The sequence below is a fragment of the Variovorax sp. UC122_21 genome (genome assembly GCF_044056785.1).
Taxonomy (GTDB): Bacteria; Pseudomonadota; Gammaproteobacteria; order Burkholderiales; family Burkholderiaceae_C; genus Variovorax.
In genome coordinates this window covers 2,842,742-2,855,612 of sequence record NZ_CP172004.1, presented here as the reverse complement: position 1 = coordinate 2,855,612, position 12,871 = coordinate 2,842,742, and the positions used below count along the sequence as shown (strand labels likewise).

10 protein-coding genes and 3 pseudogenes are annotated in these 12,871 nt (G+C 72.5%); 5 read left to right on the top strand and 8 right to left on the bottom strand.

Translation table 11 applies throughout. The features are described 5' to 3' along the window. Nucleotides 1-161: 161 nt before the first annotated feature. Both ACHMXE_RS25800 and ACHMXE_RS25795 read right to left on the bottom strand, forming a co-directional pair. Nucleotides 162-1,418, bottom strand: coding sequence for an efflux RND transporter periplasmic adaptor subunit (locus ACHMXE_RS25800; RefSeq protein ID WP_395352172.1), 1,257 nt, complete (start codon nucleotides 1,416-1,418; stop codon nucleotides 162-164). A gap of 219 nt (nucleotides 1,419-1,637) precedes the next feature. Beyond that, a pseudogene (locus ACHMXE_RS25795) lies at nucleotides 1,638-2,521 on the bottom strand (alpha/beta hydrolase). A 184-nt stretch (nucleotides 2,522-2,705) separates the two neighbouring features. Between ACHMXE_RS25795 and ACHMXE_RS25790 the strand changes: the two are divergent. Continuing rightward, a pseudogene (locus ACHMXE_RS25790) lies at nucleotides 2,706-3,621 on the top strand (LysR family transcriptional regulator). 5 nt (nucleotides 3,622-3,626) lie between these two features. Then, the gene (locus tag ACHMXE_RS25785; RefSeq protein WP_395352170.1) at nucleotides 3,627-4,388 is read left to right on the top strand and encodes a lanthionine synthetase LanC family protein; all 762 of its coding nucleotides are present in this window, start codon (nucleotides 3,627-3,629) and stop codon (nucleotides 4,386-4,388) included. Here ACHMXE_RS25785 and ACHMXE_RS25780 read toward each other — a convergent pair. Continuing rightward, nucleotides 4,385-5,233, bottom strand: a complete 849-nt coding sequence (locus ACHMXE_RS25780) for a helix-turn-helix domain-containing protein (RefSeq protein ID WP_395352168.1) — start codon at nucleotides 5,231-5,233, stop codon at nucleotides 4,385-4,387. The genes ACHMXE_RS25785 and ACHMXE_RS25780 overlap by 4 nt on opposite strands. A 130-nt stretch (nucleotides 5,234-5,363) precedes the next feature. Between ACHMXE_RS25780 and ACHMXE_RS25775 the strand changes: the two genes are divergently transcribed. Genes ACHMXE_RS25775 through ACHMXE_RS25765 form a run of 3 tightly spaced genes read left to right on the top strand, consistent with a single transcriptional unit; the run spans nucleotide 5,364 to nucleotide 7,696 of the window. Further along, the gene (locus ACHMXE_RS25775; protein ID WP_395352166.1) at nucleotides 5,364-6,350 is read left to right on the top strand and encodes a Bug family tripartite tricarboxylate transporter substrate binding protein; all 987 of its coding nucleotides are present in this window, start codon (nucleotides 5,364-5,366) and stop codon (nucleotides 6,348-6,350) included. Between the two features lie 7 nt (nucleotides 6,351-6,357). Then, the gene (locus ACHMXE_RS25770) at nucleotides 6,358-7,221 is read left to right on the top strand and encodes a PhzF family phenazine biosynthesis protein (RefSeq protein WP_395352164.1); all 864 of its coding nucleotides are present in this window, start codon (nucleotides 6,358-6,360) and stop codon (nucleotides 7,219-7,221) included. Continuing rightward, a complete protein-coding gene (locus ACHMXE_RS25765; protein ID WP_395352163.1) occupies nucleotides 7,214-7,696 on the top strand; it encodes a RidA family protein in 483 nt (160 codons plus the stop codon). The genes ACHMXE_RS25770 and ACHMXE_RS25765 overlap by 8 nt, the downstream gene beginning before the upstream one ends. A 102-nt stretch (nucleotides 7,697-7,798) precedes the next feature. Here ACHMXE_RS25765 and ACHMXE_RS25760 read toward each other — a convergent pair whose 3' ends face one another. The 5 genes and pseudogenes from ACHMXE_RS25760 to ACHMXE_RS25740 form a co-directional block, all read right to left on the bottom strand. Then, on the bottom strand, nucleotides 7,799-8,527 hold the full coding sequence (locus ACHMXE_RS25760) for an LrgB family protein (protein WP_395352161.1): 729 nt from the start codon (nucleotides 8,525-8,527) through the stop codon (nucleotides 7,799-7,801). Then, nucleotides 8,524-8,877: a CidA/LrgA family protein gene (locus ACHMXE_RS25755; RefSeq protein WP_057591611.1), complete on the bottom strand. Its 354-nt coding sequence runs from the start codon at nucleotides 8,875-8,877 to the stop codon at nucleotides 8,524-8,526. Before ACHMXE_RS25755 ends, ACHMXE_RS25760 begins: the two co-directional genes overlap by 4 nt. Nucleotides 8,878-8,907: 30 nt before the next feature. Continuing rightward, nucleotides 8,908-9,933 (bottom strand): aminotransferase class I/II-fold pyridoxal phosphate-dependent enzyme, encoded by a 1,026-nt coding sequence (locus tag ACHMXE_RS25750; RefSeq protein WP_395352814.1) that lies wholly within the window; start codon nucleotides 9,931-9,933, stop codon nucleotides 8,908-8,910. Between the two features lie 18 nt (nucleotides 9,934-9,951). Continuing rightward, nucleotides 9,952-10,905, bottom strand: a pseudogene (cbiB, locus tag ACHMXE_RS25745) (adenosylcobinamide-phosphate synthase CbiB); the annotation flags it as partial. Between the two features lie 17 nt (nucleotides 10,906-10,922). Next, nucleotides 10,923-12,851, bottom strand: a complete 1,929-nt coding sequence (locus tag ACHMXE_RS25740; RefSeq protein ID WP_395352812.1) for a cobaltochelatase subunit CobN — start codon at nucleotides 12,849-12,851, stop codon at nucleotides 10,923-10,925. Nucleotides 12,852-12,871: the final 20 nt, after the last annotated feature.

Sequence of the window (12,871 nt, the reverse complement as noted above, 5' to 3'; positions counted from 1 at the left end):
CGCCGCTTCGAAAAAGACGAGCGGCATCCAGGTGGCTCCCATCAAGGAACTTCGAGTAACGCTGGCGAGAGCCGGCCGTTGCCGCTGTCGCCGTCGTCGGTGTCCCGGGTTTCCCGGCGCGCCGGCCTGTCGTCAGGCTGGCGCGCGGGGCCCGGTGTCGTTCAGGACTTCGCGGCCTGCGCCACTTGTTCCGTCGGTTGTTGCGCCTTGCCGTCGGCCTTGGCGTCCATGGTCACGGTCTGCGGCGCCACCAGCGCACCCGGGCGGATGTGCTGCAGGCCGTTGACCACCACGCGGTCGCCAGCCTTCAGGCCCTTGCTCACGACACGCAGGCCGTTGATCGAGGCGCCGAGCGCGACTTCGCGGTAGACCGCCTTGTTGTCCTCGCCCACGACCATCACGAACTTCTTGTTCTGGTCGGTGCCGATGGCGCGTTCGCTGACCAGCAGCGCGGTGTCGTTGCGGGCCTGGCCCATGCGGATGCGGGCGAACTGGCCGGGGATCAGGGCGCCGTCCTTGTTGTCGAAGGAGGCGCGCACGCGCACCGTGCCGCTGCGGGCGTCGACCTGGTTGTCGATCAGCTGCAGCTTGCCGACGAAGGGCGTGCCCTCCAGGCCGGCCGTGCCCATCTGCACCGGGATCGTTTCGATCTGGCCGCGCGCGCTGGAGCCGCTCGGCAGGTCCTTCAGGGCCCGCGTGATCACCTGCTCGTCGGCATCGAAGCTCGCGTAGATCGGGCTCACCGAGACCAGCGTGGTCAGCACCGGCGCGCCGGGACCGGCCGCCACCAGGTTGCCCACCGTGACCTCGATCTTGCCGATGCGGCCCGAGACCGGCGCCCGCACCTGGGTGTAGCCCAGGTTCAGACGTGCCGACTGCAGCGAGGCCTGGGCCGCGCGCAGGTTGGCTTCGGCTTCGCGGCCGGCGTTCACGCGCTCGTCGTATTCGCGCTGGGCGATCGCCTGCTCGTCCCACAGGCGCTTGGCGCGCTCCTGCTCGCTGCGGCTGAAGGACTGGCGGGCCTGCGCCGACGCCACCTGCGCCTCGGCGCGCTCGACCTCGGCCGCGTACGGCGCGGGGTCGATGGTCACCAGCAGGTCGCCCTGCTTGACCAGCGCGCCTTCGCGGAAGTGCAGCGACTGCACGGCACCCGCGACGCGGGAGCGCACGTCGACGCGTTCGACCGCTTCGAGGCGGCCCGAGAACTCGTCCCAGGCGTTGATCTCGCTCGGCGCCACCGCCGCGACCGAGACCGGGATGGCTTGCGGCGCGCCCGCGGCCGGCGCGTTGGCCTCGGCCTTGAAGCTGTGCATGCCCAGCACCGCGGCGGCCACCGCCAGCAAGGCGGTGACGCCGGTCACGGCGGGCCACAGGCCCTTGCGGGCCGCGGAGGAAAACGTTGGCTTGTTGTTCGACATGGTGATTCGTCCTTCTCTCAGATGACTCAAATGACTCGGATGACTTTTCGGGATGCAACAGTCCGTCCTGGCGCCCTCGCACCAAGAAAAACGGAGATTTCGGAAACAGGCCGGCCGCACCGGGTGCCCCCGGTGGCTCGGCCGTATCGGCGGGGCCGTCGCCTCGTTGGCGACCGACCTCACCGCGCTAGCGGCTGGCTATCTGACTGAGGTCGCTGGCTAACTGGGCTTCGGTGTCGCCCCTTGGGGCGGTGTGGTCGCCGCAAAGAATTCGCGGAAGTGCTGCTGCACGGTCGCTTCGCAGACCTTGCAACCCATGCACTCGGCGTCGTAGAGCGCCTTGGGCCATTCGGCCGCGTTGCTCAGCACCGCGCTCGTGACCTCGATGCCGGCCGAACGCAGCCGGCCCGCGAAGGTCAGCGCCTCGTCGCGCATGGCGTCGTCCTCGCCCACCAGCACCAGCGCCGGGGCCAGGGCCAGAGGCGCAGCGAACCGCTGGGCACCGCATAGGGGTGCGTGGCGTTCGACGGGCAGCTCAGGTACTTCTCCCAGCCCGTGGCCCAGCGGCACTCGGGCGAGTCGTTGGTCGCCTTGCGCAGCGACGCGGTACCGGCGCAGGGATCGAGCATCGGCGACAGCAGGATCTGGCCCGCCAGCGGCGGATGGGCGCGGTCGCGCGAGATCAGCGCCACCGCCGCCGCCAGGTTGCCGCCGGCTTCCTCGCCGGCCAGGTAGACCTGGGCGCCGCGGCCGCCGAGCTTGACGCGCTGCTTGTAGAGCCATTCGAGCGCCGCGTAGCCGACCTCGATCGGCTCGGGAAACGGCGACTCGGGGGCCAGCGGGTAGTCGAGCGAGACCACCACCGCGCCGGCGCCGGCCAGCAGGCGCGCCACGTTGCGGCCGTTGTCGAGCCCACCGCAGATGAAGGTGCCGCCATGGAAGTGCAGCACCAGCGGCACGGTTTCACCCTTGGGGCGCTGGCCGTAGACACGGGCGCCCACCGGATCGCGGCCGGGCAGCTCGATCGACAGATCGGCTTCCGCGCCTTGCCCCGCGGCGAGCGCGGCTGCTTCGGCGGAGCGGGACGATGGACGGGGTGACATGGGGACGACCTCGGGAAATGGGCGATGGTTGAAATATAAGGCGCCGACTGTCGCGTTAAACAGGCATGCAAGCCCTACTCTGTTTCCAAACTACGAACAATCGGACCGGGTCACCAAAGGGTTATGACCTTGTGTGAGAATCCGCACCCCCCGGCGAGGGCCGGGTCTCAAGAACAGGCATTCGATGGATCAGATCCAGGCCATGCGGATCTTCGTCCGCGTCGTGGAAGCCGGCACCTTCACCCGCGCGGCGGACTCGCTCGCCCTGCCCAAGGGCACCGTCACCAAGCAGATCCAGGCCCTGGAATCGCGGCTGCGCGTGAAGTTGCTGAACCGTACCACCCGCCGGGTGACGGTGACGCCGGACGGCGCCGCGTACTTCGAGCGGGCGGCGCGGCTGCTCAACGACTTCGACGACATGGAAGCCAGCATGACGAATGCGCAGTCCAGCCCCACGGGCCGGCTGCGCATCGACGTCGGCACCTCGGTCGCGCGGCTGGTGATCCTGCCGGCGCTGGCCACCTTCTGCGACCGCTACCCCGAGATCCAGGTCGACCTCGGCGTCAGCGACCGCACGGTGGACCTGATCAGCGACAACGTCGACTGCGTGATCCGCGCCGGCGACCTCGCCGACCAGTCGCTGGTGGCGCGGCGCATCGGCACCCTGCACTTCGTGACCGTGGCCTCGCCGGCCTACATCAAGCGCTATGGTGCGCCGCAGCATCCGAACGACATCGAGAAGCGCCACCACGTGGTGAGCTACTTCTCGGGCACCACGCGGGCGCGTCTACCCGCACGAGTTCAAGAAGGGCGACGAGCACATCGAGCTCAACGGTCCCTACCGGGTGTCGGTCAACGAGAGCAACGCCCACATGGCGGCCGTGCTCGGCGGCTTCGGCATCTCGCAGTGCATCACCTTCATGGCCGAGCCGCACCTCGAGAGCGGCGAGCTGATCGAGGTGCTGCCCGACTGGCACCGCGACCCGCTGCCGATCCACGTGGTCTACCCGCCCAACCGCCACCTGAGCGCCAAGGTGCGCGCCTTCGTGGACTGGGCCGCCGAACTGTTCGCGAAGACGCCGCGGCTGCAACGGCGCTGAGCGCCATGCTGTTCTCGCCCGAGCGCCACGAGCCCCTGCGGGCCGACGCCTGGGACGAGGCCCGCGCGCGCGAGGCCATCGAAGCCATCGTGCGCGACACCGAGGCGCGCTTCACGCCCGAGGGGCTGTGGCCCATGCATCCCGGCGATGCGTCGAATCCCGACCCCCAGTACCTGCTGTACTGGGGCGCCAGCGGCGTGATCTGGGCGCTGCACCATCTGCGGGACCGCGCCGCCAACCGCGCGGCCATGGGCCGCCCCGCCGACGCCGGCTTCGCGGCCTACCTGATGGGCGACACCGGCATCCGGCTGCTCGAGCACCGGCTCCAGCCCTCGGCCGCCATCGCCGACGAACTCGCTCGGCTGTGCGGCGGCCACCTCGACGACCCAACCCTCGAACTGATGTGGGGCACGCCCGGCACCCTGCTCGCGGCGCTGTTCATGCACGAGCGCACCGGCGAGCTGCTGCTCGCCGCCGGCGAAACCACCTGGCAGGCCGGCCCGCTGAACAAGGGCGCGAACCTGTGCCACGGCACCGGCGGCAACGGCTATGCCTTCCTCAAGCTGCACCGCCGCTTCGGCGATGAAGCCTGGCTGGACCGGGCGCGCGCCTTCGCCATGCACGGCATCGCGCAGACCGAGGCCGACCTGGCCGCGCACGGCCACCGGCGCTATTCGCTGTGGACCGGCGACCCCGGCTTCGCGATCTACCTGTGGGATTGCATCGAGGGCACGGACCGCTTTCCGACCCTCGACTGCTTCTTCTAGGCCGGCGGCCGCCGCGCGCGCAGCTCGCCCGCCGTCGTCGCCCAGGCCTTGCCGAGCATGCGCGTGAGATAGGCCCCCGAGGCCCAGCCGACCTGCTGCGCCACCGACAGCACCGATTCGTCGGTGTTCTGCAGCAGGTGGCGCGCGCGCTCGAGTCGCCGCTGCTGCTGGAATTCGAGCGGCGACAGCCCGTAGGCCGCGCGGAACAGCCGCTCGATCTGCCGGCGCGAGAGCCGGTGCCGCGCCGCGAAGGCCTCGAGCGGCAGCGGCGCCGCCAGCGTCGCCTCGATGTCGCTGGCCAGCAGCGCGGCGATCACCGCGCCGGGCGTGCCGCGGCCGTCGGGATGCACCAGCGGGTTGGCCATGAGCCGCGCCGCCTCCATCACCAGCGCGCCGCAGTGGGCCACGTGCGCCATCGAGGGCTCGGGCGATGCCGGCGCGCCGGCCATCTCCAGCAGCCGGTGCGACAGCAGGTTCAGCGCGCCGCTGCCCGCGCGCAGGCCCTGGGCCGGCTTCGCGATGCCGTGCGCGCGCAGCGCCGTGTCCCAGAATTCCGAATCGACATAGACCGCGAGGTGCGTCTGGCGCAGCGTCATCGCACTGGTGGCATGGGCGGCGCCGGCCGCGAACCAGAGGAAGTGGCCGGGCGAGGACTGCAGCGCGTCGCCGCGCGGATCGATCACGTCGAAGCGGCCCGCCAGCGGCACGAACAGCATGTCGCAATCGTGCGCATGCGGCGTGGTGGCGTAGCCGTCGAGCGTGCTCGCCACCGGCGTCGCCTTGTGGGCCAGGCGGTCGGCGAACGCGGAGATCCGCGGTCCGGAGGGGGCGGCGGGGGACGGCATGGGCCGATTGTGTGGTCAATCGCGCGGCCGATGTCGCGATCGTGCGCGCCGGCGTCGCGAACCGAGGCACGCGGATGGGCACCGACGGGAAGACTAGGCCCCTCCTCCACCCGTTCCGCCAAGGACCTCCATGACCGCCAGCCTCCGCCCGCCACGGCGCCTCGCCCTGATGGCCGCCGCCGCCCTGCTCGCCGCCGCCTGCGGTGCCGCGGCCGCCGCCGACACCTATCCCGCCAAGCCGATCACCATCGTCGTGCCCTTCCCGGCCGGCGGCGGCACCGACGTGATCTTCCGCGCGGTGCAGGTCAGGCTGCAGGCCGAGCTCGGCGTGCCGGTGATCATCGACAACCGCGCGGGCGCCGGCGGCACGGTGGGCACCGGCTATGCCTCCAAGGCCGCGCCCGACGGCTACACGCTGGTGGCCGCCACCACCACGACCATCGCCTCGGCCCAGGCCGTCTACCCCAAGCTGCCCTATGACCCGCTGGCCGACCTCGCGCCCGTGGGCACGCTGGGCACCACGCCCTTCGTGCTGGTGGTGGCACCCACGCTGCCCGCGAAGAACCTCGCCGACTTCATCCGCGATGCCAAGGCCAAGCCCGGCACGCTCAACTACGGCAGCATCGGCAACGGCACCGCGAGCCACCTCGCGGGCGAGCTGTTCAAGCAGCGCACCGGCATCGAGATGACCCACATTCCCTACCGCGGCGCCGCGCCCGCGCAGACCGACCTGATGGCCGGCCAGATCCAGGCGCTGTTCGACAACCCCACCGCGCTCGCGCCCCAGGTGCGCGCCGGCCGCATGCGCGCGCTCGCGATCAGCCAGCCCTCGGCGGTTTTTCCAGAACTGCCGAGCTTCGAGGCCGCGGGCATCAAGGACTTCAAGCCCGAGCTCTGGTACGGCCTGATGGCGCCCGCGGCCACGCCCAAACCGGTGGTGGAGCGGCTGCGCTCGGCGCTCGACAAGGCGCTGCAGGACCGCAACCTGCGCGCCGACATGATGGCCAAGGGCGTCTCGCCCGCGAGCTGGTCGCCCGAGCAGTTCGGCCAGCGCGTGCGCGCCGACATCGCGCTGTGGGGCGGCATCGCGCGCTCGGTCAACGCGAAGGCGGACTGAGATGACGATGCAGCTCGTACGCGTCTTCGCCCGCCCCGGCACCCGCGCCGGCGGCAACCCGGCCCCGGTCTGGCTCGATGCCGATGCCATGTCCACCGAGGACATGCAGGCCCGCACCCGCGAGAGCGGGCACGAGTCGGTGTTCGTGCTCGCGCCCGACGATGCCGCCCGGCACCGCCTGCGCATGCGCTACTTCGTGCCGCGCCACGAGATGGAGATGTGCGGCCATGCCACGCTCGGCGCGCTGTGGCTGCTGCACGAGCGCGGCCGCTGGAACGGCGAACCGATCGCGGTGCAGACGCTCAGCGGCACGGTGCATGGCCGCTTCGTCGACGGCGCGGTCGAGATCAGCCAGCCCAGCGCCACCATCGCCGCGGTCGACGCGGCCCTGGTGCGCGAGATCGCACAGTGCCTGGGCATCGACCTCGTGCGGATCGTCGCGCCCGGGCTGAACGCCGCCACCAGCCGCGTGAAGACGCTGGTGCGGCTCGAGAGCCCCGAACTGCTGCATGGCCTGCGGCCCGACTTCGCGCGCGTCGAGGCGCTGTGCGACCGGCTCGGCTCGACCGGGCTCTATCCCTTCGCATCGAACGCCGATGCGCGGGGCACCGAGGTCAGCGCGCGCCAGTTCCCGCGCTCCTCCGGCTATCCCGAGGACGCGGCCACCGGCATCGCCGCCGCCGCGCTGGCCTGGGGCCTGCGCGAGATGGCGCTGGTCGGCGCCGACGGCACGCTGGTCACGGTGCGCCAGGGCGAGGCCATGGGCTCGCCGTCGGCGATCCAGGTGCGGCTGCCCGCGCAGGCCGAGGCCGCCGAAGGCTGCTGGCTGCGCGGCGACGCGCAGGCGATGGACGAGGTGCCGCATGACTGATGCCGACCGGCGCCTGGAGGCACTCGCCGCCCAGGCGGGCCACGATGCCTCGCCCGCCGCGCGCCCCGCGGGCCGCTATGCGAGCTTCGCGCGCGCCGGCGATCTGCTGCATTCGAGCGGTGTGGTCGGCCGCGAGAACGGCGTGGTGATCGCGGGCACTATCGACGACAGCGAGTCGGGCATCGCCCTCGGCGAACGGGCCGCGGTCGCCGCCGCCATCGCGCTGCTGCGTGCCGCGCGCACCGAGCTCGGCGGCCTCGACCGCGTGCAGAAGATCGTCGCGCTCACCGGCTACCTGCAGGCCGGGCCTGGTTTCACGCAGCATCTGCGGGTGATGAATGCCGCGAGCGAGCTGCTGCGCCAGGTGTTCCCCGACCAGCCGCTGCCCGCGCGCACCACGGTCGGCGTGGCCTCGCTGCCGGGCGGCGGTGCGGTCGAGATCTCGCTGGTGCTGCAGGAGCGCGCCGCGACCTGAGATCCCCACCCGTTCACGCTGAGCCTGTCGAAGCGCCGCGCAAGGCTTCGCCCTTCGACCAGCTCAGGACAGGCCAGGCTCAGCCCGAAAGCTCCTTGCGCCTCAGGCCCCGAGCCAGCGCACCACCAGCGGCACCAACAGGGCCGTCGCGATGCCGTTGAGCCCCATCGCGAGCGCCGAGAACGCGCCCGCGGTCTCGTTGACCTGGATCGCGCGCGCGGTGCCGATGCCGTGCGCCGTGATGCCGACCGCGAAGCCGCGCACCGCGGGTTCCTTGATGCGCAGCAGGTTCAACAGGCCCGTGGCCATGATCGCGCCCGCGATGCCGGTGATGGCGGCCGCGACCGCCGACAGCGACGGCAGGCCGCCGATCTTTTCCGACACGCCCATCGCGATCGGCATGGTGGCCGACTTCGGCGCCAGCGACATCAGCAGCTCGTGCGAACCGCCGAGCGCCCAGGCGATGCCCACGGCCGACACGATGGCCGCCACCGAGCCCGCGAGCAGCGCCACGCCGATCGGCAGCCACAGCCGGCGCAACCGCGCCACCTGGCTGTAGAGCGGCACCGCGAGCGCCACCGTGGCCGGCCCGATCAGGAAGTGCACGAACTTCGCGCCTTCGAAGTAGGTGTCGTAGGGCGTGCGCGTCGCCAGCAGCACGGTGACGATCACGATCACCGACACCAGCACCGGATTGACCACCGGGTTGGCCCCGCTGCGCCGGTGCAGCCACAGCGCGCCCAGGTAGGCCAGCAGCGTGAGCGCGAGCCACAGCAGCGGCGACTGGGCCAGGAAGACCCAGATCTCGGACAGCTTCGCGGGCGCGCTCATTGGGCGTCCTTGCCGGTGATGCGGATCATCCAGCGCAGGGTGAGCGCGGTCACGGTCATCGTGAAGGCCGCGCCCAGGATGCCCGCGGCCAGGAACGGCAGCCACTCGCGGCCCACGCGTTCGAAATGCAGCATCACGCCGGTCACGGCCGGGATGAACAACAGCATCAGGTTGCGCAGCAGATGGCCCGAGGTCTCGCCCAGGCTCTCGGGCACGCCGCCGCGCCACAGCAGGCCCGCGAACAGGAACAGCATGCCGAGCAGCGGACCGGGCACGGGCAGGCTCAGCCACTGCACCAGCAGTTCGCCGGCGAGCTGACAGAGAAAGAGCGTGGTGATGGCGTAGAGCATGGAAGAGGTCCTCGTGGTCGTTCTCGTCGGCTAGTTTGTACCCGCCAGGCGCCGCCATGCGGCATGCAGCGCGGCCTGGCTCGCGGGCGGCAGCACGCCCATGCGCACCTGGCCCGGCAGGCCGAAGGACGCGCAGTCGCGCAGCTTGATGCCCTCGGCGCGCAAGCCGGCCAGCAGGCCCGCGAAGTCCGTCGCCATCGGTTGCGCGAGGTGGTAGTTCGCCACGCTGGGCAGGGTCTGCCAGCCCATGCGCGCGCACAGCGCGAGCTGCGCCGCCTTCCATTCGCGCAAGGTGCTCAGGCTGTCGCGCACCCAGGCCTGCACCGCGGGCTCGGCCCATGCCGACAGCATCGCCACGCCATGCGCGCCCACGGGCCACGATGAACCGAGCCGCAGCAGCGCGCCCACCGCCTCCTGCGCATCCGCCGGCGCGATCGCATAGGCCGCGCGCACGCCCGTCATGCCCAGCGCCTTGTTGGGCGACCACATCTGCCAGAGCCGGTCGAGCCGCGCGGGCGCCAGCGCGAGTTCGCCATCGAGCCGCAATGGTTCATAGGCGCGGTCGAGCACGCAGGGCACGTCCTCGGGCAGCGCGGCGATCGACGCGGCCAGGCCGGGCTGCGCCTGCCCCTGCGGCGCGGAGGGATCGCAGCACCACGCGAGCCGCGGCCGCCGTGCCGCATGCGGCGCGCGCACCACCTGCAGGCCCCAGGCGCGCGCGGCGGCCGCGTAGTCGCCATAGGAGGTGGCCGGCAGCACGACCTCGCCATGCGTGCCGCGGTCCTCCCGCGCCACCCAGGAGGTGATGCGACGGATGAACTCGCTCGCGCCGGCCGCGATCACGATGCGCCAGGGCGCCACGCCATGCAGCACCGCGAGCCGCGTGCGCAAGACCGTGTAGGCCGGATCGGGATAGCGCGTCGCATCGGCCGCGCGCACTTGCGCGAGCGCCTCGGGGCATGGGCCGCAGGCGTTGGCATTGGTCGAGAAATCGTGCGCGGGCGCGCCGAGCGCATCGGGGCCGCCGTGGGTCGGGGTGAAGTCGAGCTCGCTCATCGCGCCGCCACGAAACAGGAGGACGACCGGCAGCCAGGCGGCCAGCGCCAGCAGCAGCACGGTGCGCTGGCCGAAGCGGGCGGCACGCGCCGTGTCGGCGGGCATCACGGCCCGGCCCTCGGCGTTGAGCGCATAGACCGCGGGCTTGGCCAGCCGCACGCCGAGCAGCAGCGCCATCGCTGCCATCGGCCAGCCGCTGTTGGGCGACGGCGTGCGGCGCGCCTCGCGCGCGAGGCCGCGCGGCCAGCGCCCGGCCGCCAGCGCGAGCAGCAGCACCGTGAGCCGCGCGGGCAGCCACGACAGCAGGTCGTCGGCGCGCGCGGCCCATTTGCCGGCCCAGGTCCAGTCGCGGCCGCCGCGCTCGCCGCGGTAGCCCCACATCGCATCGGCCGTGTTGGCGAAGCGGTAGAGCGCCGCGCCCGGCAGGCCCAACAGCAGGAACCAGAACAGCGGCGCCACCAACGAATCGTTGAGGTTCTCGGCCAGCGATTCGATCGCGCTCTCGCGCACCTCGCGCTCGCCGAGCTGCGAGACATCGCGACTCACGAGGCGCGCGAGCCGCGCCCGGCCCGCTTCCAGCGATTCGCCGAGCGCGGCCTCGACCGCGAGCACCTCGTCGCGCAGCATGCGCCAGGCGAACAGCGGCTTGAGCAGCAGCCCCAGCAGCAGCGCGAAGGCCCAGGCCGGCAGCGCGTTCTGCAGCACCGCCTGCAGCGCGACGGCGATCGCGAGCACGGCCAGCGCGCCTGCGCACCAGGCGATGGCGCCGAGCACGAAGGCGCGTCCTGCCTTGCCGGAAGCCGCGCCGAACGGCGGCGCGATGCGCGCGCCGGCCCAGCCCAGGTAGCGCCCGATCCACACCACCGGATGCCAGCGCGCGGGCGGCTCGCCGAGCCAGAGGTCGACCGCGAGCGCGATCCACAGCGCGGCCAGCATGGCCAGCACGGGAGCGGTGAAGTCGATGGCCGGCATGGCGCGATTGTCCCGAATCAGAGGGCCGGCCGCGGCCGGCGGTGCCGGTGCCACTGGGTCAGCGCGCCGAGCGCGAGCAGCACCGCCATGCCGAACAGCGCCCAGAGCGTGCGCACCACCGAGTCGCTGCGCGGCGCGGGCACCGTCTCGGGCTGCGGTTCGAGCCGCAGGCCGCGCACGGCTTGAGTCGCGGCCTCGTTGCCTTGTTTGCTTTCACTCGGTGCCGGCGACTCGGCCGGCATGGCCGCGGCGCGCTGCACTTCCACCGGCACCACGGCCGGCTTCGGCGGTGCGCTCATCGCCGCGCGCGCGAAGCGCTCCACCGCCACGTTGCGCTCGCGCAGCCCGCTGGCCTGCGCAGCCTGCGCATAGGCCTGCGCGAGCTCGCGCCGCGTCGCGGCATCGGGCGACCAGTAGTTCAGGCGCACCGCATCGAGCATGCGCTCCAGCGTCTGCGCGAAGGCCGCGCGGTTCGCGCCTTCGAGCCAGGCGCGGGTGCCGAGCCGCTCGCGGTCGCGCACATAGGTGTCGTGCAATGACTGCCACTGGTCGGGCCGCACCGTGGCCGGGGCGGTCACCTGCCAGCCCCAGAGGAACTGCGCGGTCTTCAGCACCTGCAGCGCGCCGCTGTAGCCCTCGGCCTGCTGCGCCGCGATCCATTGCGGATGCAGGTAGCGCGTCTGCATCTCGCGCGCGATCGCGCCGGCCGCGGTGTCGGTGCGCACCGCGCCGGTGTCGCGCAGGTTCAGCACGTAGAGCGCCGGGTCCTTGCCCGTGAGATGGCGCACCGCCTGCGCGATGCCGCCGAGGTACTGGAACGGATCGTCGTTGGTGAGCACGCCATAGAGGTTGGAGCTGCGCGCCATCAGCGCCGCGTCGACCTGCGCGAGATTGCCCGCGAAGGCGCCGGGCCGCGCGGCGCCTTCGAGGCCCTGGCCATAGGCATGGCCCATGCGGTCGATGAACAGGCCCGCCATCTGCGCGTCGCCGCCACCGCGGCGCTGCGAACGCCAAAGCTCGCTCGCGAGCGCGGCCTCCTCGAGCCCGGCGCCATAGCTGCCCTGCTCGTTCGAGAACACGCGCGCGGTCGACCAGCGCGCGGCCTCCGCCTCCGACGCACCCTCGGTGCGCAGCCGCCGCGCCAGCGCCTCGCTGTGGCGCGCGACCGCGTTGGCGCCCGCGGGCTCGCGCAGCGCCGCCACCTGCCGCACCGCCTCGTCGAGCCAGCGCATCACGTGCGGGAACTGGTCGCGGTACGAGCCCGTCACGCTGACCAGCACGTCGATGCGTGGCCACTTCAAGGCCGCGGCGGGCAGCACCTCGATGCCGTGCATGCGCCCCGCCTCGTCCCAGCGCGGCCGCACGCCCATCGCGTGGAAGGCCTGGCTCTCGAGCACGCCCTGGTGGCGCGAGGCTTCGCCGGCCCAGAGCGTGAACGCGATCTTCTCGGGCGCCTTGCCGCCGTGGGACTGCGCATAGGCGGCGATCCAGGCATCCATGGCGGCCACGCCGGTGTCCCAGGCCGCGCGCGTGGGCACCCGGCTGGGATCGAAGCCGTAGAGGTTGCGCCCGGTCGGCAGGCTGTCGGGATTGCGCACCGGATCACCGCCATAGCTCGCGCGCAGGTAGCGGCCGTCGAGGGCCGTCAGCAGGCCCTCGATCTCCTCGTTGTGCGCGAGCACCGCGTCGAGCTGGCGCACGCGCGTGGCCAGCGCGCGCAGGGTCTCGGCCTGCGCGGGCGCGGTGGTTGCACCGTCGAAGTCGGCATCGTCGAGCACCCTCGCCACCCAGCGCCCCAGCGGCGAGTCGGCCATGTCGGCCGGCTCGCGCAGGAAGGTCTCGTCGAGGTCCTCGCCGAGCGCGGTCGCGAGCGGCTTGCCGACGATCTGCAGCAGCGTGGCGCGCCGCCGGGCATCGGGCGCCTCGCCGAAGGTCGCGAGGCCCAGCGGCTGCGCGGTCTGCGCGA